Source organism: Psychrobacter raelei (assembly GCF_022631235.3).
Lineage (GTDB): Bacteria > Pseudomonadota > Gammaproteobacteria > Pseudomonadales > Moraxellaceae > Psychrobacter > Psychrobacter raelei.
Genome location: NZ_CP100399.2, coordinates 1 through 21,969 on the forward strand (window position 1 = coordinate 1; position 21,969 = coordinate 21,969).

General features: G+C 41.5%; 16 protein-coding genes and 1 pseudogene. 9 read left to right on the top strand and 8 right to left on the bottom strand.

Annotated features, from left to right (window positions below; all coding sequences use genetic code 11):
- Nucleotides 1-72: 72 nt before the first annotated feature.
- Entirely contained in the window at nucleotides 73-276 is a 204-nt protein-coding gene (locus MN210_RS13120) for a CsbD family protein (protein WP_255017131.1), read from the bottom strand.
- 277 nt (nucleotides 277-553) lie between these two features.
- On the opposite strand from MN210_RS13120, the gene MN210_RS13125 reads away from it, so the two are divergent.
- Nucleotides 554-1,237, top strand: a complete 684-nt coding sequence (locus tag MN210_RS13125) for a DUF421 domain-containing protein (protein ID WP_201542256.1) — start codon at nucleotides 554-556, stop codon at nucleotides 1,235-1,237.
- A 130-nt stretch (nucleotides 1,238-1,367) separates the two neighbouring features.
- Here MN210_RS13125 and MN210_RS13130 read toward each other — a convergent pair whose 3' ends face one another.
- The 3 genes from MN210_RS13130 to MN210_RS13140 form a co-directional block, all read right to left on the bottom strand.
- Complete coding sequence (locus MN210_RS13130) at nucleotides 1,368-1,838, bottom strand: CinA family protein (protein ID WP_338412863.1); 471 nt, start codon at nucleotides 1,836-1,838, stop codon at nucleotides 1,368-1,370.
- Nucleotides 1,839-2,143: 305 nt separating this feature from the next.
- Nucleotides 2,144-3,238 carry a replication initiation protein gene (locus MN210_RS13135; protein WP_338412864.1) on the bottom strand — a complete coding sequence of 365 codons (1,095 nt, stop codon included), beginning with the start codon at nucleotides 3,236-3,238 and terminating at the stop codon, nucleotides 2,144-2,146.
- Nucleotides 3,239-3,566: 328 nt separating this feature from the next.
- Nucleotides 3,567-5,612, bottom strand: coding sequence for a MobA/MobL family protein (locus tag MN210_RS13140; RefSeq protein WP_338412865.1), 2,046 nt, complete (start codon nucleotides 5,610-5,612; stop codon nucleotides 3,567-3,569).
- A 284-nt stretch (nucleotides 5,613-5,896) separates the two neighbouring features.
- Between MN210_RS13140 and MN210_RS13145 the strand changes: the two genes are divergently transcribed.
- From MN210_RS13145 to MN210_RS13165, 5 genes and pseudogenes are all read left to right on the top strand, one after another.
- The gene (locus MN210_RS13145; RefSeq protein ID WP_338412866.1) at nucleotides 5,897-6,349 is read left to right on the top strand and encodes a hypothetical protein; all 453 of its coding nucleotides are present in this window, start codon (nucleotides 5,897-5,899) and stop codon (nucleotides 6,347-6,349) included.
- 66 nt (nucleotides 6,350-6,415) lie between these two features.
- Nucleotides 6,416-7,957, top strand: a complete 1,542-nt coding sequence (locus MN210_RS13150) for a type I restriction-modification system subunit M (protein WP_338412867.1) — start codon at nucleotides 6,416-6,418, stop codon at nucleotides 7,955-7,957.
- A complete protein-coding gene (locus MN210_RS13155; RefSeq protein WP_255017122.1) occupies nucleotides 7,954-9,186 on the top strand; it encodes a restriction endonuclease subunit S in 1,233 nt (410 codons plus the stop codon). Before MN210_RS13150 ends, MN210_RS13155 begins: the two co-directional genes overlap by 4 nt.
- On the top strand, nucleotides 9,179-12,280 hold the full coding sequence (locus MN210_RS13160; RefSeq protein WP_338412868.1) for an HsdR family type I site-specific deoxyribonuclease: 3,102 nt from the start codon (nucleotides 9,179-9,181) through the stop codon (nucleotides 12,278-12,280). Before MN210_RS13155 ends, MN210_RS13160 begins: the two co-directional genes overlap by 8 nt.
- A gap of 78 nt (nucleotides 12,281-12,358) precedes the next feature.
- A pseudogene (locus tag MN210_RS13165) lies at nucleotides 12,359-12,520 on the top strand (IS3 family transposase); the annotation flags it as partial.
- A 140-nt stretch (nucleotides 12,521-12,660) separates the two neighbouring features.
- Here MN210_RS13165 and lnt read toward each other — a convergent pair.
- The gene (gene lnt, locus MN210_RS13170) at nucleotides 12,661-14,229 is read right to left on the bottom strand and encodes an apolipoprotein N-acyltransferase (RefSeq protein ID WP_077451561.1); all 1,569 of its coding nucleotides are present in this window, start codon (nucleotides 14,227-14,229) and stop codon (nucleotides 12,661-12,663) included.
- 239 nt (nucleotides 14,230-14,468) lie between these two features.
- Between lnt and MN210_RS13175 the strand changes: the two genes are divergently transcribed.
- Together MN210_RS13175 and MN210_RS13180 are read left to right on the top strand one after the other, a co-directional pair.
- The gene (locus MN210_RS13175; RefSeq protein ID WP_007394850.1) at nucleotides 14,469-15,113 is read left to right on the top strand and encodes a DUF411 domain-containing protein; all 645 of its coding nucleotides are present in this window, start codon (nucleotides 14,469-14,471) and stop codon (nucleotides 15,111-15,113) included.
- Nucleotides 15,114-15,909: 796 nt separating this feature from the next.
- On the top strand, nucleotides 15,910-16,632 hold the full coding sequence (locus MN210_RS13180; protein WP_068405068.1) for a CHAP domain-containing protein: 723 nt from the start codon (nucleotides 15,910-15,912) through the stop codon (nucleotides 16,630-16,632).
- A gap of 116 nt (nucleotides 16,633-16,748) precedes the next feature.
- Here MN210_RS13180 and MN210_RS13185 read toward each other — a convergent pair whose 3' ends face one another.
- The 3 genes from MN210_RS13185 to cadR form a co-directional block, all read right to left on the bottom strand.
- A complete protein-coding gene (locus MN210_RS13185) occupies nucleotides 16,749-17,930 on the bottom strand; it encodes a cation diffusion facilitator family transporter (RefSeq protein WP_110817425.1) in 1,182 nt (393 codons plus the stop codon).
- 265 nt (nucleotides 17,931-18,195) lie between these two features.
- Complete coding sequence (locus MN210_RS13190) at nucleotides 18,196-18,948, bottom strand: IS5 family transposase (protein ID WP_011959606.1); 753 nt, start codon at nucleotides 18,946-18,948, stop codon at nucleotides 18,196-18,198.
- A gap of 192 nt (nucleotides 18,949-19,140) precedes the next feature.
- Nucleotides 19,141-19,551 carry a Cd(II)/Pb(II)-responsive transcriptional regulator gene (gene cadR / locus MN210_RS13195; protein WP_007394845.1) on the bottom strand — a complete coding sequence of 137 codons (411 nt, stop codon included), beginning with the start codon at nucleotides 19,549-19,551 and terminating at the stop codon, nucleotides 19,141-19,143.
- 142 nt (nucleotides 19,552-19,693) lie between these two features.
- Between cadR and MN210_RS13200 the strand changes: the two genes are divergently transcribed.
- Complete coding sequence (locus tag MN210_RS13200; protein WP_077450565.1) at nucleotides 19,694-21,895, top strand: heavy metal translocating P-type ATPase; 2,202 nt, start codon at nucleotides 19,694-19,696, stop codon at nucleotides 21,893-21,895.
- Nucleotides 21,896-21,969: the final 74 nt, after the last annotated feature.

The window sequence follows — 21,969 nt, forward strand, 5'->3', positions numbered from 1 at the left end:
AAAAAATGCGGTTAGGAGCGATATTTAAGGTATGATCTTATTGTTTTTATATTTTAAAATTAATACTCGTTGCTAGTAGTCGTTCTCACGACGCCAATCATCAACCTCACGTTCCACCTCTTCTTTAGTTCGGCCAGAACGTTCTTGTAATCGTCCTACCAACTTATCGCGGCTACCTTCGATATGAGTCAAATCATCGTCAGTTAGTTCTGCCCACTTCTGCTTAACACTACCTTTAAGTTGGTTCCATTCACCTTTTAAGGTTTCACTGTTCATTTCCATACTCCTTGGCTTATGATTAAGTAACTTGTACTCATCAACTTCTTAACTAATAATCAGTTGATATAAATACTATAAGCACGGCTAAAACAAATGTATGTAGCATGAACGTTTTTAGTGTTCTATGTGATTTAATCCTTATTGCAGCAGTCTTACATATGTGTAGGTTGTGTTGTAATTTGAGAAATCAATTCAGATTAAAGAAGGTTGACCATAGATAATTTTAGTGGCCGTGACAACTTTCTTAAGCATTTACCTTGTAGGAAAAGAACCTATGGATTGGGCCAATATATTTATTCTCGATACGACGTGGGCATTTGCTGCTGAAATTGCTGTGCGTGTCACTGTGATGTTTATCATGATCATTTTATTTCTACGGTTCACTGGGAAGCGTGGTGTTAGGCAGCTCTCTATATTCGAGTTAACTATCATTTTATCATTAGGGTCCATCGCAGGGGACCCTATGTTTACTAAGGATTTACCATTAATTCAGGCATTGCTTATTATGAGCATTGTAATATGTCTCTATCGATTATGTACTTGGCTTATGATGAAATACCAGCCATTTGAAGACCTTTTAGAAGGTACTTCGCTTTATATCGTAGAAGATGGTCTATTGGTCCTTGAGAAAATTGAAGGAGGTGAGATGTCACATGATGAATTTTTTTCTGAAATGCGTATGCAAGGTGTTGAACATTTAGGTCAAGTTCGAGTTGGTCTGTTAGAGACCACTGGAGATTTTAGCCTATTATTATACCCTCACGACCAGGTACGTTATGGTTTACCACTTTTTCCTAAGCAATATAAATTAGTCGATCAGATAAATGCCGATGAGTATTATGCTTGCATGTATTGCGGCTATGTTGATAAACCTTTGAAGGTAGATCAACCCTGTGGGCGATGTCAGAATAAGTGCATAGGATGGGCTAAAGCCATTAATAACAAGATTGTAAGGTAACCAAATTTTAAAAAACTGTACTCCGTTGTAGCTAGAGGGGCACCTCTCCTCATGGCACTTAGTGTATTGTTATGTGTGAATTGATCTCAGAGCCAAATCCAGTGGCACGAATTGAGGACACGTCCTACTATTAGGGCTGACTTACAACATCAATAACACTCTTACAAATCAGGCTATTAATGGTGCGAAGCTTTTGTTTAGGCGGACCTTGGCAAACACTACGAAAATTATGAATCTCATCTTTATAACTAATACAATAAAAAAACGTACCTACCGGTTTCTCCTGTGTTTCAGAACCACCGGACTTTAACAATCCTGTACAGGCGACATATATATCTGCCTTGATGATTTCTTTAGTTTTATTCACTAACTCCTCAGTTACTTCAGAAGATTCAGGCGTATACTTATCAATAAGGTGACTTGATATATTTAGCATACTTTGTTTTATTCTCACGTCATAACACACCAAGCTGCCCATTAGTACATCGCCTGAATAAGGTGTTAAAGAGAAGCGATGTGCAAGATAGCCTGCCGTAGCACTTTCAATAAAGATCACAGTCAGCTGCTTATCTGCTAACAACTTTGCACAACTATTAGGCATGACACCTCCCTCAAAAAAAAGATCTTCACAAACTAAAAAACAATAGCACATAAGAGCAGAAACTAGCTGCTAAGATAATAGAAAAAGATTTGGACATGAGGAAATTTGACCCTTGCTGTCAAATCCGTACAGTTAAACTTGGTAAATTTTAATTATGCGGCTTAACGGAAAATATCATTATTCACATAAATAACCTTACGTTAAATGACTTCGCTTGATAGTTTTTTAAGCTGAGATTCATGAAAAAGCCCCTGATTCTTTTTGAACCAGGGGCTTTAAGCCGCTTATGCCAGGGTGAAGCGGATTCAGAATCTAGGCGCTTGTTCATCGTCCAAATACTCTTGCATAGGACGTTTGGTAAAGCGTTTAGGATCTTTTTTAACCCATTCAACCATGTGGCTGATCCAAGCGCCACTTGATTGGTTAGCAGGGTTCTGAGCTGCTATTAGGCCGTTATAATCTGCAATAAACTTCTTGCTATGTACTGCTCTAGCCAGTTGTTTATCAGTCAAACGTTTGATAGATGTTATTTCAGCACTCTCAAAAACATCAATTGATTTGCTCTTCTTTTTGTCTTTTAGCTGATATTTTAAGATAAGGTGGGTATATTTTTTTCCTGTCATTTCTAGTTCGTAAGATGCTTCAATTGGTGACTTATTATTAATTTCATCTATTGCTGCCTCTATAACCCATTTTTTAAGGTCTTTGTTCGCCTTGTATTTATCCTCCAGCATTAAAGCATTGCGCAAATCTTTAAGACTGATTTTACACCACCACTTGGCCTTTTTCTCATCTCTAAATTGCATCATCATAAAATATATTCTGAAGCTATAAGAACTACTAAAAGTAAAAAATTCATCAAGATATAGCTTTGTAAAGTTTTTACGTAGCTTAACGAGGTAAGGTACAACTTCCCGATGTATGACCATGCGTACAACGATATTAGCATCACTATTAGCCACAATATCTAAGACATCTAACAAGTTATATAGCCTTAATTCTCTTATAAACTCTTCATCGTATTTGGAATTGGGATATTTGTCTTTTAGCTTTTTATACACTTCGTCTTTAACATTCAGAACACTATCAAAGATAGGGTAAATTAGCTCTCCAACTGGAGTATCAATCCTAAACTCTTTTTTACGCATTAATTTACAAGCTGTTCTAATCTCACGAACTACGTTTTTCGGCTCAACGCCAAGGCGAACAAAATCCTCTTTTGTCACATAGCAGGGCTGATTAGGATCAAACTCTTCATTTTCTGATTTCGGCATTTGCGACAAAACAATAAGCAATAAACGTAATTCGTTTACTGTCATATCGTATGACGCACGTACTAAGTCATTGTGCATAACAGCCAACGGATTTTTATTATTTGTAGAAGTAACAACGGTAGTCATAATTTTAACCCTCAGCTCATAAAGTAGGAGGTAATTTAACATTACTCCTACTTGTGCGTCAATCTCTCCCCCTTCGTGCGTCAATCCCTCCTACTTGTGCGTCAATCTCTCCCCCTTCGTGCGTCAATCCCTCCTACTTAGATGGCTCAACCCTTTATAGAACAAACTCTCCCAGTGACCTAAAAAGCTTTTAATAACTTTTAAAAACTAAAAAACAGATTTTTTGTTTTAAAATAAAAAAACAACAAGAAAAACCCTCAAATAATCGAAGACCATGATGATTATCTGGATCTAAAATTCACTCATATTTCTCTTAGCTAAAGGTGTTTTATCGACCAAAACCTCTTGAAGGTCTATGAGATCGTTGTAAATCGTTATTAAACGCACGTAAACCGGCCTCTATGGCTTTGTTTTGTTCATCTAGTAACTGACTACCATAAATATTTTTAAACACCTCTACAGTCGAATTTAGAGCGTTTATATAACTCTCTCGCTGACCACTAGGCAGTTTGACCACATCAGAGTAGGCATACTTGAATTGTTGGCAAGTACTATTAAGCGTATCTGATCTATGAGATTTAGCTAATTCTCTGGCCTCTATGGTTTGTTTGTCATCAGAAATAAAATGATCTAACCCTCGAATGTAGTCAAATGATGAAATGATATCTCGGGTCATACTACCCACCTCTCCGGCGCTACCGCCTAATTTAGGAATAATGCTTTGGTTGAAATCAGCTCTTTTTTGGTCAATATCTTCTTTAAATTCAAACCACGCCGTTAAACGCTCGTTATACTGCTCACGCTCCTGCTTAGGATGATTAACCAGGTGGATAAGGTCCTTGTTGTTGGTAATAAAGCGCTCATCAATCTTGTTTTTAACCGCTATCAAATTGTCTCTAAAATCCTTACTTTGAAGATTAAGTGATGTCACAAAGTCTTTAATCACCTCAATTTGTCTATAGTCATATTTATCAGGGTAATCATTAGGGTCCTCATTCCAGCCAGATCTCAAACAATTATCGGGTTGGGTGGCCGTGAGTAATTTATGAGCAAGTCTTAGCTTAAGCTGTTCAGCACGTTCAGATCTTCTCTTATCTTCATAAGTTGCTCTTCTAGTTTCTCTATCAATTCGTCCTTGCTGCTGATCAAGTAGAGCAGCTCTTGCTCGTCGCGCTTTGTCATCGAACGGGGTTGGGGCAGGTCTTGCTCGCTTTGTAGCGTCTTGATGGATGCTCTGAGCGATTGATTCGCTGTCTGCAGCTCTTTTTGAGTTTGCAGTAACCCAGCGTTTTGAGAGATCAATTCTTTGTTGTGCTTTATGGTTTGCTTTGTCTGCGTCATCAATTCTATTTGGTAAGTTTTCGCATCGCTTAGTTGCCCAAGCAGTGCCTGATTTTGCGTCTTCAATGCATCGTTTTGTGCTATCAGCTCGTCGTTCTGTGTCTGCAATGAGTCCAGATAATCTCTCATTTTGATCAGTTGCCCAAGCAAGTCCGTCTCGATATTGTTTAATTCGTCGCTCATCTTCTCTCCTTTGCTCTAACACGGCGTGATTGCGTGCTTGAATCTTACGGTTAGTTTCTCCCTTTTCGGTAGCAATACCTCGGCGCTCCATGGCAGTTGCCTCAACTCCCATCTTAATGGTGGGCTGTTGATCAAGTCCTTGGTCCTTATAACTACGCTCATCCATAAGCGGTAAATTACGCTGTTTAAGTCTTTGATTGGCAGTGTCCACCCAAAGCTTACGAATACGCTTAATCTCCTCCCTTGAGGAGGGGAGGTCATTTTGTTTACGCTTTTTATTAGACCACTCAAAAGGGATTTTAAATTTAGGGTCAAATGCCAACCTACCATCCGGCTCAATCACTGGCGCGCGCGTCGTCACCATAATATGGGCATGAAAATTACGCGGGTCAGGGTTTTGCTCCCCTTCACGCAGCCGCTTAGAGCTGGGCTTGGCATTAGGATCAAAGGGCAGCTTCATCACAGGGCGATGCAGACACACATCGGCAATCACATTCATGTCATCACACAGCTTTTGTGCAAACTCTAGAGCAAGCGCATGACGCTCATCTTCAGGTAGCTCATAAGGCAAATTAATCAACCACTCACGCGCCACACGGCTATCAGATCTTGCCTCAAATGCTTCAGCAGTATTCCAAAGTATCTCGCGATCAATCTTGACATACCCTTTTCTTAACGAAGCAGGCATCACAATATCACTGCTCATTACCCCATTTTTTTTAGAGTAATCATGAACCTTGCCATACTTAGCATCCTCTAAAACATCACCAGCGCGATATGCGGCACAGGCCACAGCGGACTGTCCTGCTTTTCTAGAAATTGCTTTAGTCGCAATATGCACCATAGTCATAATAGCTGGCCTTAGGTTAAAGGTTTTGCACACCACATCTTTTCGTGGTGTGCGGGGTTTGGGGTGTCCCCAACGAAGGGCGATTCAGTTTTTAATGTAGTAACGAAGTGGATAGATTAAAAACTGAGTCGTTACTTCGCCCTTAGTCAGGGGGACCCAACCATCACCCATTAAAATAAAATGTATCAGGTTTATGATTATTCTATCTTAAAGAGTAGCATGGATTATTGAATGATGCCTAGCGCCTTGCTATGCTAGATCAATATTAATAAAAGGAGTTAATGATGTCTGTATCTATTTTTGATAATCAAGAAGCCAATGAGTTAAAAGAGCGTCAACGCTTAGAGGAATTAAAGCGTAAAGCTAAGCTGCAACAAGTAAAGCTTGATAAGCGCTTAAATAAACAAAAAATATTGATGGGCGCTTTTTTAGGACAGGTGTTAGCAGGAGAGAGTGAGGATGAAAAATTTATTCAAAATTACTTTGCGAAAAACTTCCCACAATTTTTAACCAGAAAGTCAGACAAAGAGTTGTTTGCAAGTATGGTGAAAAGCTTGGGGGGTGATATTGGCTTAGAGGAAGAGGTGTCTAAAGCTGATGATCATCCAGCTGAGCAAGAGCATGATCAAGTTGAGCAACCTGATGACACGGACTATACGGATAATGACATCCGTGAGTTGTTCTCAGATCCGCAGGTTGATGCATTTCCTCCCCATGATGACGGTTATCGTGGATAATGTATTTTTAGTTAGGCACAATGTGCGTAAGTTTTAGTCTCTTATTTTTTTACAGGATTTTTTATCATGACAAGTACCCAACAACGTGCGGAACTGCATCGACAAATTTGGCAAATTGCAAACGAGGTTCGTGGCTCAGTCGATGGGTGGGATTTTAAACAGTATGTGTTGGGGACTTTGTTCTACCGCTTTATCAGTGAGAACTTTGCCCATTATATTGAGGCGGGGGATGAGAGCGTTAATTATGCCGCTCTTTTGGATGAGGTGATTACTGCTGATATTAAAGACGATGCGATTAAGACTAAGGGTTATTTCATATACCCAAGTCAGCTGTTTGCTAACGTAGCAGCCAATGCGCATAGAAACGAGAACTTAAATACGGATTTGGCTGCTATTTTTAAAGAGATTGAAAGCTCGGCTAATGGCTACCCGTCTGAGCCTGATATTAAGGGGCTGTTTGCTGATTTTGATACCACCAGTAATCGATTAGGTAATACTGTTGCGGATAAAAATACTCGTTTAGCTGCGGTACTTAAAGGGGTAGCTGGCCTTAAGCTGCATCAGTTTGAGGACAGTGAGATTGATCTATTTGGCGATGCTTATGAGTATCTGATCTCAAACTATGCGGCCAATGCGGGTAAATCAGGCGGTGAGTTCTTCACCCCTCAAAGCGTGTCTAAACTGATTGCTCAAATTGCGATGCATAAACAAGAAACGGTTAATAAAATCTACGATCCAGCTGCAGGCTCTGGCTCTTTATTGCTGCAAGCTAAAAAGCACTTTGATAATCACATCATTGAAGAGGGGTTTTTTGGTCAAGAGATTAACCACACCACCTATAACCTTGCACGTATGAATATGTTTTTACATAACGTGAACTACGACAAATTTAATATCAAGCTTGGTAACACGCTGCTAGATCCGCATTTTGGGGAGGATAGACCCTTTGATGCGATTGTCTCTAACCCACCGTATTCAGTGAAGTGGATTGGTAGTGATGATCCGACCTTAATTAATGATGAGCGTTTTGCGCCAGCGGGCGTATTAGCCCCTAAATCAAAGGCGGACTTTGCTTTTGTGCTTCATGCATTAAATTACTTATCGAGTAAGGGCCGCGCCGCTATTGTCTGCTTCCCTGGGATATTCTATCGCGGCGGTGCTGAACAAAAGATTCGTCAGTATTTGGTAGATAACAACTATGTAGAGACGGTGATCTCCTTAGCACCCAACTTATTCTTTGGAACCAGTATCTCGGTTAATATCTTAGTGCTATCCAAGCACAAAACAGAGGGTAAGACGCAGTTTATTGATGCCAGTAAGCTGTTTAAGTCAGAGACGAATACTAACGTACTGACTGATGCGCATATCGAGCAGATCATGACTTTGTTTGATACTAAAGAAGATACGGATTATTTGTCTGCCAGTGTTGATAACAGCGCTATTGCTAAAAATGACTATAACTTATCGGTAAGTGCTTACGTAGAAGCAGAAGATACGCGTGAGGTTATTGATATTAAGACTTTAAATAGCGAGCTTAAAACGACAGTTGCTAAGATTGATAAGCTGCGTGCTGATATCGATCAAATCGTTGCGGAGATTGAGGCATGAGTGAGCTAAGTTATATGGAAAAGCTACTTGATGGGGTTGAGGTTGAGTGGAAGTTGCTGGAAGAGGTTGGAAAATTTCAAAGAGGTAAAAGGTTTGTAAAAAAAGATATGATTTCAGAAGGGTTTCCATGTATCCATTATGGAGAGATGTACACTCATTATGATATTTGGGCCAATACATCTAAATCGTTTGTTGATAAAGACTTAGCCTCTAAATTAAGAGTTGCGGAATGTGGCGATGTGGTGATTGTTGCAGCAGGAGAAACTATTGAGGATATTGGGAGAGGAACAGCGTGGTTGGGAGAGTCAAGTGTTGTAATTCATGATGCTTGCTTTTCATATAAAAGCCCACTAAATCCAAAGTACGTATCTTACTTCTTGAGAACTAAAATGTTTCAAGATCAGATTAAGCCATATATTTCTTCAGGAAAGATTTCGGCAATAAATGCTAAAGGTCTAGGTAAAGCAAAAATACCCATACCACCGCTCAACGTTCAAGCCGAAATCGTCCGAATTTTAGACACATTTACCGAACTTACAGCAGAACTTACAGCAGAACTTACAGCACGTCAGCAGCAGTATGCGTACTATCGTGATGAGTTACTGACGTTTGAAGAGGGTGAGGTTGAGTGGAAGGAATTAAGTGAGTTGACTCTATCAACAAGCAATATTAAATGGAGCGATACAGACTCAGTCTATCGATACATTGACCTTTCGTCTGTGAGTCGTGAAAATAACAAAATTACTGAAACCACGGAAATAACAGCTGAAAATGCTCCAAGCAGAGCAAAAAAGTTGGTTGAAAAGGATGATGTCATTTTTGCAACAACTAGACCAACCCAGCAAAGAATCTGCTTGATTGACGATGAGTACTCCGGTGGGGTCGTTAGTACAGGATACTGCGTCTTAAGAGCGAACCCTAGTGCTGTAATTCCAAAATGGATTTATTTTTACTTATCCTCATCTAACTTTAAAACCTATCTTGAGGATGTTCAAAGTGGATCCGCTTATCCTGCGGTTTCTGATGCCAAAGTGAAGAGCTTTAAAATCCCAATCCCGCCAATTTCTGAGCAAAAACGTATCGTCTCTATTCTCGATAAATTCGACGCCTTAACCACATCGCTGACCGAAGGCTTGCCGCGTGAAATAGAGCTACGTCAGCAGCAATATGAATATTACCGTGACCTGCTGTTAAGCTTCCCCAAGCCTGAGGTAGCATCTCATGACTGACCAAACAAAAACCATTGCTGAATCGAATAATTTCATCGTTTTAAATAAATATACCAAGTGCGATCAGCCTGATGGGGGGTATCAGACTGAAGATGATCTAGAGCGTGAACTACTCAAAGACTTACAAAACCAGGGATATGAGTTTGTCCCTGGTTTAAACTCGCCTGAAACGATGCTCGCTAACGTACGTGTACAGCTGCAGACCTTAAATGAGGTGCAGTTTACAGATGCTGAGTGGCAGCGCTTTGTAATGGAGTATCTTGATAATCCGAGCGATAACATCACGGACAAAGCTCGAAAGATTCATGATGACCATATCTATGACTTTACCTTTGATAATGGACACCTGCAGAACATTGCCCTGCTGGACAAAAAAAACATCCCACGTAACAAAGTACAGGTCATTAAACAGTTTGCTCAAAAAGGCACACAGGCCAATCGCTATGATGTGACTATTTTGGTCAATGGCTTGCCCTTGGTGCAAATTGAGCTTAAAAAACGTGGTATTGCCATTCGTGAAGCATTTAACCAAGTACATCGTTATAGCAAAGAGAGCTTTAACTCCGATAACTCTTTATATAAATATCTACAGCTGTTTGTGATCTCAAACGGCACCGATACCCGCTATTTTGCCAATACCACCAAGCGCAATAAAAACAGCTTTGATTTCACCATGAACTGGGCGAGATCAGATAACACCCTAATCAAAGATCTAAAAGATTTTACCGCGACATTCTTTCAAAAAAATACCCTACTAAACGTGCTGATGCATTACACCGTCTTTGATGTGAGTAACACCTCATTAGTGATGCGTCCGTATCAGATTGCTGCTACTGAGCGCATCTTATGGAAAATAAACAGTGCTTATCAAGCCAAGAAGTGGAGCACTCTTGAGAGTGGCGGCTATATTTGGCATACCACAGGCTCAGGTAAGACTTTAACCAGCTTTAAAGCTGCCCGCTTAGCAACTTCGCTACCTTTTATTGATAAGGTGTTTTTTGTGGTGGATCGTAAGGATCTTGATTATCAAACCATGAAAGAGTACCAGCGCTTCTCCCCTGATAGCGTTAATGGCTCCGACAGTACCGCAGGACTCAAGCGTAATCTTGAAAAAGATGATAATAAAATTGTTGTCACCACCATTCAAAAGCTAAATAACCTGATCAAAGGTGAGGCTGACTTACCCATTTATCATAAACAAGTGGTGTTTATCTTTGATGAGGCACACCGTAGCCAGTTTGGTGAAGCCCAAAAGAACTTAAAGAAGAAATTTAAAAAATACTACCAGTTTGGTTTTACAGGCACTCCTATCTTCCCAGAAAACGCCTTGGGTGCAGAGACAACTGCCAGTGTGTTTGGCCATGAACTGCATTCATACGTTATCACTGATGCCATTCGTGATGAGAAGGTGTTGAAGTTCAAGGTGGACTACAATGATGTACGCCCGCAGTTTCAAGCCATTGAAAGCGAGCAAGATGAGAAGAAACTCACAGCTGCTGAAAACAAGCAGCTATTATTACACCCTGATCGTATTGAAGAGATCTCAAAGTACGTTTTAAAAAGCTTTAGGCAAAAAACCCATCGCTTAAAAGGAAGTGGTAAAGGTTTTAATGCCATGTTTGCTGTTAGTAGTGTGGACGCAGCAAAGGCTTACTATGAAGCCTTGAATGAGCTACAAAAGGACAGCGAGAGGCCCTTAAAGATTGCCACTATCTTTTCTTATGCAGCCAATGAAGAACAAGATGCAATCGGTGATATTGCCGACGAAGGCTTTGAGCCTACCGCCATGAATAGCAGTGCTAAAGAATTTTTAAGCCGTGCTATTAATGATTACAACGAGATGTTTAAGACCAATTACGGCGTAGACAGTAAGTCTTTTCAAAACTACTACCGTGATCTTGCAGGACGCGTTATTAAGCAGGATGTGGACTTACTGATTGTTGTCGGTATGTTCCTCACAGGTTTTGATGCGCCAACCTTAAACACGCTCTATGTTGATAAAAACCTTCGTTATCACGGGCTGATGCAAGCGTTCTCACGTACTAACCGCATTTATGATGCCACTAAGACCTTTGGTAATATCGTGACGTTTCGTGACTTAGAGCAAGCGACCATTGATGCCATCACCTTGTTTGGTGATAGAAATACTAAGAACGTCGTGTTAGAAAAAAGCTATAGGGAGTATCTAGAAGGCTTTACCGATATTGCGACAGGCAAAGCACGACGTGGCTATTTGGAGGTGATTAAAGAGCTGCAGCAACGCTTTCCTAACCCTGATGAGATTGTCAAAGAGGCGGACAAAAAGGACTTTGCTAAGTTATTTGGCGAGTACTTACGTGTCGAGAACATCTTACAAAACTATGATGAGTTCGCGAGCCTAAAAGCGCTTCAAAGCATAGATAATACTGATGCTGAGGCAGTTGAGACATTCAAAGCTGAGCACTATTTGACGGATGAAGATCTTGCTGCCATGCAAAGCATCAATGTACCTGCTGAACGAGAAGTACAAGACTATCGATCAACGTATAACGACATACGTGATTGGCTGCGCCGTGAAAAAGCAGCCAAGCATCAAAGCGAGTCCTCGCTTGACTGGGATGAAGTGGTTTTTGAGGTGGATCTTCTTAAGTCTCAAGAGATTAACCTTGATTACATCCTTGAGCTGATTTTTGAGCATAATAAGAATACCAAGGATAAGTCCGCCTTGGTCGAAGAAGTACGTCGTGTAATTAGAGCCAGCCTTGGTAATCGCGCTAAAGAAAGTCTGGTGGTAGATTTCATCAATAAAACCAACTTGGACAATATTCCTGATAAATCTAGTATTATTGAGGCCTTCTTTAATTTTGCTCAAATAGAACAACAGCGTGAAGCTCAGGATATGATTGCTGCTGAAAACCTTAATGAAGAGGCAGCTAAGCGTTATATAACCGCATCTTTAAAGCGTGAGTACGCCAGTGAGAATGGTACGGAGCTAAATGAGGTCTTACCTAAGCTAAGTCCTCTTAATCCTCAGTATCTAACTAAGAAGCAAAGTGTTTTTCAGAAGATGTCGGCTTTTGTTGAGAAGTTTAAAGGTGTTGGGGGGAGGGTGTGATTTGATGAGGCTGGGTGCTCTAAATGCTACACAACTAAAATACCCAAGTTAAACTGCACGGGTTTGATGGCAGAGGTCAATGAGCTGGTATATCATCAAGACTATAAAACAAGGTTCACAGCCATCAATGATATTATCAGTTATATCGAGCTGTACTACAATCAGACGAGGATTCAAAAGGGTTTGGGCTATCAATCGCCAAGACAGGTGTGGTTTGATTATTATCGTCAAGCTGCGTAATTAAAATCTCCCAAGTTTATGTATACGGATTTGACGGCAGGGGTCAATAGTTTAAAACTTTTATATTTACGTGAGTTAGGACGTTACCTAGAAAAAATAAAAAACTTACACTGATTAAATTATTATGATTAAGTTTACTATTACCCTCGTCTTCTAAGTGTGGTTAGACCTTTGCCAAAATAGCTTAGTAGTAATAACAAGGTTATTATTATCAAGATAGGATAATTTCCCATAAGCATAAAGGGCGTGTTACCAACCCGTGCCTGTATCTCACCACGTAGTACAGTACGCTCAAACTGCGGTGCGCGTTTTACAATACGACCTTTATGGTTAATGATAGCGGTAACACCAGTATTGGTCGCTCGAATAAACCAGCGCCCGTTCTCAAGCGCGCGCATTTGTACCATTTGCAAATGTTGCAATGGTCCTGCTGAAGTGCCAAACCAGGCATCGTTAGAGACGGTCAACAAAAATTCAGTATCGATGGCATTTTTACGCGTGGTATCTGGATAAGCTACCTCATAACAGATAGCCGTCCCTATATTGTGTCCACGCACCTTTAGAGGTGACTGCTGATCACTACCACGACTATAGCTCTTAATATCCTGACTACCGGCCAAACTTGGGAAAATATCGAGCACGCCTTCAAATGGAATATACTCTCCAAAAGGCACTAGACGCTGCTTCTTGTATAGGCCTTCCGCTTCTACACCTCGAGCAATCACGCTATTGTAAAATGGGGGATACTTATCCGTACTGGCATTGAATGCCGCTTTATCCTTATAAGGGATACCAGTTATCCATGTCGTATTGGTCGCATTAGCCATTTCTATCATTTCACTAATAAAGCCCGCAGCCTCATCCTGAAACATAGGAATAGATGATTCAGGCCACACCACAACATCACGTCCCCACTCAGTGCGTGTTAACTTCGCATAAATCTTTAGCGTTTCTACTTGATACTTAGTCAGCCACTTTATATCTTGTGAAATATTACCTTGAATCAATGACACTGACAGATCAGGTGTGCCCTTAGGTTTTGTCCATTGCGGATTGACCAGCCATAATGATGTGCTAATGGCTAATAACAGTACAGAAACGATGGCATAACTACTGCGCCGAAGCAGTAGCTCTACTAAACTTGCAGCCAATAGTATGGCAACAAAAGAGACGGAAAAAACACCAGCAACGGGTGCTAAGGACGATAACCAATACTCTTCAGTAAATGCATAACCAACAAACAGCCACGGAAAGCCTGTGAATAACCAAGTTTTTAACCATTCTTGTAGCACCCAAAGAGCAGCAAATGAAAAGGGTTGTTTGCCTACCATACGGTTAAAGACTAGTGCTAACAATCCATGAAATAGTCCCATACCGAGACCCATCAATGCAATCATAATCAATGCGAGCCACGTTGGTGTATCGCTATAATCATGGATAGCAGTATAGAGCCAAAAGCCGCCGACGCACCATAGCCCCATACCGTAAGCTTCACCGATAATAAAAGCGCGACGACCACTCATACTTGTCACCAACAGCGCATATAAAATCGCTGGTGATACTATTGCTAGCGGCCAAAACCCATAAGGCGCTAGCGAAAATAAAAAAATAGCTCCTGCAAGCCATGCTACTACTAGCGTAAGCGATAGCGGTAATTGATTTAAGTGAGTACTCAAACGCTTTTGTAGATTAATAGTAGACAGGCGCATCGCAAATTATCCAAAATTATGAGCCTTGAATTTTTAATCAAAATCCAAAACTTAGATAGAGCCGTTAATACTACAGGCAGTATTTTAAAATAAAAACTGCTTATGATACCAGCCTGCACTGCTCAATGGATGAATTTACGTACTCCGTTTAATGGGTTATTATGCTACATTACCAAACGATATGAAGTGTTACTTGATCTTCTATAGCTCACAATATCTACAGTACATGAGAAAGCACTATGCCCCCCTTAAAAATAAAATCCAGTCTTATATGCAATCGTTATCTGTCTAAGGGGTTGCGTAGTACGTTATTATTACTGGCTGCCTCATCACTATTTGCTTGTAGCCAACCGAGTAGTGGCGTATCTGATGCAAGCACAACATCGGCATCAACTGAAGATGTTTTGGCTGTTCCAAAGACAGCTGAACCAAACGTTATAAATAATTCTATGATGACATCAGTAAGTAAACCAGACTTACTAAAAAACGTATCAGCCACTGTCTATAAAGATGCCAATTGCGGCTGCTGTAAAGAATGGATAAGTCATGCAGAAGATAATGGTCTAAGTGCAACCGCGCAAGATGTTGCGGACTTAGCCGTATTTAAAGAGCGCTACAGCGTTCCAAATGAAATGCGTTCTTGCCATACTGTAGTCACTACGGATGGTTACGTCTTTGAAGGTCATGTACCCGCTAAATATATGGCGCAGTTTTTAGAAAATCCGCCAGTACAAGCTATGGGTCTTGCCGTACCTGGCATGCCTATTGGTAGCCCAGGTATGGAGTATCAAAATAAATTCATGCCCTATCAGGTTATGCAGCTCAATAAAGACGGGACAACCCAAGTTTATGCTGATATTGAATCGGTAGAGCAGCAATTATAGTGTGTTAGCAGTTAAGAATACTTTGATTATAGTGTTAGCGTTAAAAGTAAATGAGGTAGGTATAAGACTGTTCTATTGCTTATAAAATGATTCTTCATCAAAAAATTCATTAGCTATTGCGACTTTAAAATTAAAAATAACTTTGAATTTGTAACTTTTGATGACAATGTAAGCGAATTTATCGGTTATTAACCCTTAAAATAGATAAATGACTAAGGGTTAATACAAGAATATACAGGATGTATCGAAACAATTACGTAATATTACATAAGCTAGTAGGGAATTAGCATCTATATTAATATTATAAATTATTATATTATCTTAATAATTAGTTAGACCCTATATAGGGTAATTACTTCATCCAATAGAAAAACGTCTGAGGGTTAAATCTAAATTATAGATTTAACCCTCAGACGTTTTTTTGCTTATAAAACAGTAGAAATTGTGGTCAATCTAGTCAGCTATATTCTGTACATGTTACACAAACTTACATTGTAAAATGTGGGATATTAGCAATTTTTTCGACATCAAAAAAGTATTTTTGGGGTTTTTAAGGGGAATGACAGGCTAAACAGCCTATGCTAAAGTCGGCTTTGTGTTTTGGTCAGCAGCTTGATTTGTAACAGCTTCGTAAGACTTCAATGAGCTGTGATCGCCAATAATCATTTTTTATATGAATAATATGCAGCAGAAGTATCAGTCACTATGACATATATATACTTGAGTTATTGAGATTTAATTGACTGCGCTGTTGTTGATAACAGACGATTTTGAATTAACCGTAGGTATTAGATTTATGAAACAGGCTTTATTGATTTTGTCAGTACTGGGTATGGGCATAGCACAAACGAGTGGTGCTGCTATCACAATCTCTCAAACAAATAATACCATCACCAATACTTCTGTGGCATCAAACTACGGTTCATCAAAAAACATCTATAGCACCAAAAGTGGTGCTTATGTTTCTAATAATGATGAAATTAGTCAAGCAATTAGCAACCTAAGTGCGCAGGCCAAGCAAAAAGAGAATCAGCTTTCATCATTAAACAGCCGCTTATACGCTGAAAAACAACAGCAGCAAGTCAATAAGGTTCCTGACAGCAATTCAGCCCCCGCTATCGCTGCTGCTCGCGCCTCAAAAGTGGCTTTATCTGGCAGCTCTGGATATTGTGCCCGTTACGTACGTAAAGCACTACAATCAGCTGGTTATGAGTTCACTCCAAATCCTTCAGCCTATCAGTACGCTACTCGTGGCACACTTGAGAAAGCAGGTTTCAGCAAAATCAGCAATGATATGCCAACCCAAGTAGGTGATGTTATTGTCTATGATCGCTCATCAAAGCGTCCACATGGCCATATTCAAATTTTCGATGGTACAAATTGGATTTCTGACTTCCGTCAGAACAGCATCAGCCCATACAGTGGTGTCTATGCTTATACGACATGGCGCGATTCAAAATACGTGGATGACGCATCCGCATCAGATCGTAATATCTACCTTGCTATGAATGATAAATAAGACTTTCTAAGTCAGCACAACATAGTTGTTATTTCCTCCAACCCAGTAAGGCGTGTTGAACATTCACAAATAGTCTCTGTCAGTGCCATGGTTGAAGGTTCAACACGCCCTAGTGACTAGTGACTGTGCCTGATATGGTTATTCGCAGAGCTTTGCTGCTCTGATATGTCGCAGACCAATGCATCGCTATGGGCGCTGGTCTGCGGGTGTGACAAGCTTTCAACCTGAATGGTGGCGTGATGAATACCAAGCGCAAGCAACCCTTGCTCAAGATTGGCAATCAATACGCTGGCATCCGAGATTCTCATATCCCCATCGACCATCACATGGCAAGATAGCGCATTTAGCCCGCTGGTGATGCTCCAAATATGCAGGTCGTGGACTTGTTTTACTTGTGGATGGGCAAGCAGCTTGTCTTCCACATCTACCAGCGATATCCCTTCTGGCGTGCCCTCCATCAAGACATGTACCGAATCACGTACAACGCGGTAACCACTTACTAAGATAAGTACCGCGACGATCACCGACGCTGCGGCATCGGCCCAAACCCAGCCAAACCCCATCATCAGTAAAGCGGCGATGATCGCGGCGACAGAGCCCATCAAATCACTTAATACATGCAAGTAAGCGCTTTGCATATTGAGGTTGACAGGCTCTTTGGAATCATTGCTTTTATTTGCTTTTTCTTTATTTACTTTGTCTGCATTTGCTCCATGGCTGTGGGTGTGTCCATCGCTGCCGCTACTACCACGATGCATCAGCCAAGCGACCAAGATATTAACCAGCATACCGATGGTGGCGACGATTAGCATACCTTGGGTAGCAATCTCAGGCGGTGAGTTAAGGCGTTTGATCGCTTCATAAAAAATCATCAAGGCGATAATTACTAGCGTCGCACCATTGACGGTGGCCACGATAATCTCAAAGCGTTTATAGCCAAAGGTCTTTTGATGGGTGGCGGCTTTTTCGCCGATTTTAAATGCCATCAACGTCGCACCAAGGGCGATGGCGTCGCTGAGCATGTGTCCTGCATCAGAGAGTAACGCCAAGCTGCCTGTCAGTAAGCCACCAATCGCCTCGATAAACATATAGCCTGTGATGATCACAAAGCTAATCAGTAACGTACGCTGATAGCCTTTGGTATCTCTTGGTGCGGTGTTTTGCTCTAGGTGAGTGTCATGATCATGAGCGTCTTGATTGCCAGCAGTATAGTTACTATCGTTGTTTTTATAGACATCAATAGGCTCACTTGGAGGCAAATGCTTATTTTGCTTATGACTGGCATCTTCTTGACTCATAACGTTACTCAAATTTATTAAGACTTATGGTAAATAACTTCAAGGATTAATGATAAATCTAACATAGTCGAGTATTAGAAGCTGTAACGACGAGGTAAAAATGCAGCCAGTAAGCTATAGTCGATTCACTGCAAAAATGACATCGTGCTACTGGTATAAATTTTCCTTGCATGCTGTTATTACAGAGGCTGCGCAACATTCATTCCAGTAGCACTCTTCAATTTATCACCATGTTATTTTGAACTGACTAGGGCGTGTTGAACATTCATAATTTGAGCCAGATATAAGCACAAGCAAGAGCGACCGTATTTTCATAACTCTGCTTGAGCTTATCAAACCTGGTGGCAACCGCCCTATACTGCTTTAGCTTAGCGAAAGCATTTTCTACTAGATGCCTGGCTTTATACAAGTCCCAGTCCATATGGTCGTTAGAATACTGAGTGTTTCGTTTTCGAGGGATGTTATCCTGCGTCCCTGCTTGTTCAATATGGGCTCGTAGCGCATCAGAATCATAGCCTTTATCGGCACATAAAACCTCTGTATTACTCAAATTAACCTTATCTATTAAATCAGGTGCGACTTTGACATCGTGGGTTGTGCCATCTGATAAAAGAAAGGTAATCGGATTGCCATGAGCATCAACTGCTAAGTGAATCTTGGTCGCGCGGCCTGCCACACTTTTGCTAATGGATTGTAGGTTCTCATTGCCACTACTGCTGTGCTGATGCGCCTTGATATGAGTACCATCAATGAAGACCCACTCAAGGTCTGCGTCTTTGATCAGTAACGTAAATAATGCAATCAGCTTATTACTGCGAGACCAGCGCTGGTAAGCTTTATAGATGGTATTGGGCTTGCCAAAATACTCGGGTAAGTCGCGCCAAGGACAGCCAACACGCATGCGATAAAGCACGCCTTCAACCGTTTGTCTAAGATTTCCTTTGTCATAGATATTAAGTTCTAGTAATATAGGTTTCAGTCTTGTCCAGTGTTCATCTTTGAGCATAGTGCGAGGCATAGCGAACGATATCTTTTTTGTGTGAGAACTTAAAGATTAACCGTTCGCTATTTTTTTTGCCATTAATTTATACCCAATGTTCAACACGCCCTAGTGATCTTAATATCATTGCTGGGTTTTTTTGTGCTTAACATCAGGGCGTATTTAACCTTTCATGATTTGATCCGTCAGAAATGAACACTACTGATATCATTACTCATGACAGGAGTTATCGACAAGCGCGTTTAAAATGCCACATGATGACGCTGGTGCACTACTTGCACATTTCTGGCGCAAAACGGTCAAGTGATGCTTTAAGTGCATCAGTTCTTCCATTCGTATTTCCACAGCATGAATGTGCTCATCTAGCAAGTTATTCACATCGCCGCAGTCCTTGTCAGGCGACTCCCAGTATTCAAGTAAGATTCGCACATCATCTAAAGCCATATCGAGCGTACGGCAATGTAGGATAAATTGTAGACGCTCAATGTGCTCTTCATTATATAAACGATAATTCCCTTCGCTACGGAAAGGCTCGGGTAATAAACGCTCTTTTTCATAATAGCGAATGGTTTCTACTGTGGCACCTGTGCGTTTAGCGAGCTCACCAATTTTGATTGTCATAACAACCTCTATGATTTAAATAATTAAAGTGGCTGTAAAGACTAGCGCTAGAGAAATTAAAATTACGAAACTGTAGATAAATAACCTTGACTCTAAAGCCACTATAGGGTTCATAATATCATTATTCAAAGGGTAAATTATTATGAAATATCATATTGAAGGTATGGACTGTGCCAGTTGCATCGGCAAGATTGAAACAGCTTTGAAACGTATGCCTGGGGTTTCTGATGTTCAGCTGAATTTCGCTACAGAAACGCTAGAGCTAAATTTAGCCCCTGGTGCGCCGACTCAGGCTAGTGATATCGAAAAAACAATCAAAAGCCTAGGGTTCGGCATCTCTGCCAATACTGGTCAACAAACTGTATCGGCTATTGATATTGACAGCGACAATCAGATGGCTCCGCAGGATAAGCAATGGTGGCAAACTCAAAAAGGCAAACAGGTTGTTGGCCTCGGTATTTTGATGGGCAGCGGTTATGCACTGTCACTACTGTTGCCCGCTTATGGGATATGGGTGTTTGCCATCGCTGTGATTGTAGGCGTTTTTCCATTTGCGCGCAAAGCCTTAGCACTGGCTAAAACAGGTTCATTCTTTTCAATTGAAACGCTGATGTCCGTCGCCGTGCTTGGCGCACTTATCATTGGTGAAGCTGAAGAGGCCGCAGCGGTTGTCTTTTTGTTCTCAATCGGTGAACTGTTTGAGAGTATCGCTGCTGATCGCGCTCGCGCTGGCATCAGAGCCTTATCATCGCTGGTTCCGAAAAGTGCAATTTTACTTGATGCTCAAGGTGGGCAGCGTAACGTTCCAGCGACTTCATTACAAGTGAATGACCTTGTGCTGGTGCGTCCTGGAGATAGGGTATCTGCTGATGGTTCCATTGTTCAAGGTGCGTCCAGCCTTGATGATTCGCCCGTGACGGGAGAGTCTGTTCCTGTTGCCAAGACGATGGGTGACAATGTATTTGCAGGGTCAATTAACATCGATGGTGTGCTCCAAGTGCGCGTAGAAAAGACAGCCGCCGATAACACCATTTCGCGCATTATTGAGCTGGTAGAGCAAGCCCAAGCCTCCAAAGCACCCACTGCCCGTTTTATTGAGAAATTCAGTCGCTATTACACACCGGCAGTGATGGCTATTGCCGCACTAATTATTATCATTCCACCGTTAGCCATGGGTGGAGATTGGTCGACTTGGTTGTATCGCGGTCTAGCACTGTTGCTGATTGCCTGTCCCTGTGCTCTTGTACTATCAACACCCGCTGCCATCGCCTCTGGTCTTGCTGTTGGTGCGCGCCGTGGCTTGCTGATCAAAGGCGGTAGTGCTTTAGAAACTATCGGCCAAGTGAAGACGGTCGCTTTTGACAAGACAGGCACTTTAACTGAAGGCAAACCACGCGTGACCGATGTTGTTGCCTTTACACAAGAGGACTCAAGTATTCAAGGTCAGAATTCTCAAGGTCAAGATGAGATATTGGCACTTTTTGCCAGTGTGGAGACTGGTTCTAGTCACCCGCTTGCTGAAGCCATTGTTAGTCATGCTGAAGCTGCTAAAGTGTTCATACCTGTGGCCTTCAATGCTTCTGCAACTGCCGGTAAAGCGGTACACGCAACTGTCGCGGAGCGCGCGCTAGCTATCGGTTCGCCTGTTTACGCAGCCGATGAGGCATTGATTTCATCCACACAACAGGCGCAAATTGAGGCGCTGCAAAATGAGGGTAAGACCGTCTCTGTTCTTTTCGATGAGCAAAACCGTGAAGTGCTTGGATTAATCGCGCTAAGAGACGAATTACGAGACGACGCTCATGAAGGTGTGGCTCAGCTCAAAGCGATGGGTGTGCGCTCCGTCATGCTAACAGGCGACAACCGCTTAACCGCTCAAGCACTTGCCAGTAATTTAGACGTGGAATGGGAAGCTGAGCTGTTGCCTGAGGACAAACTGCGCCTGCTTAACGAGATGAAGAACAACCGCAAAATAGCGATGGTTGGTGATGGTATTAACGATGCGCCAGCGCTAGCAACTGCCGATGTTGGCATCGCGATGGGTGGTGGTACCGATGTGGCCATTGAGACGGCCGATATCGCATTATTAAAAAGTCGTGTTACGGACATGGCTAATCTCATCGCACTTTCACGTGCCACCATGCGCAACATTCATCAGAACGTCATTTTCGCTTTAGGTCTCAAAGGCGTCTTTCTGATCACGACCATATTCGGCATTACTGGACTATGGATTGCGGTTCTAGCTGATGCTGGAGCAACAGTGATCGTTACTCTTAATGCGTTACGTTTACTGCGCTTTAAAGGCGCGCCTCCACTGGTAAATCCGCCTAAAGTAGTTAAATAAAACCCTTCGAAATCAATTAAAAACTAGAGATAGCAGCAGATTTCGGGGTGGGTTCTAATAATAAAAATTCCACC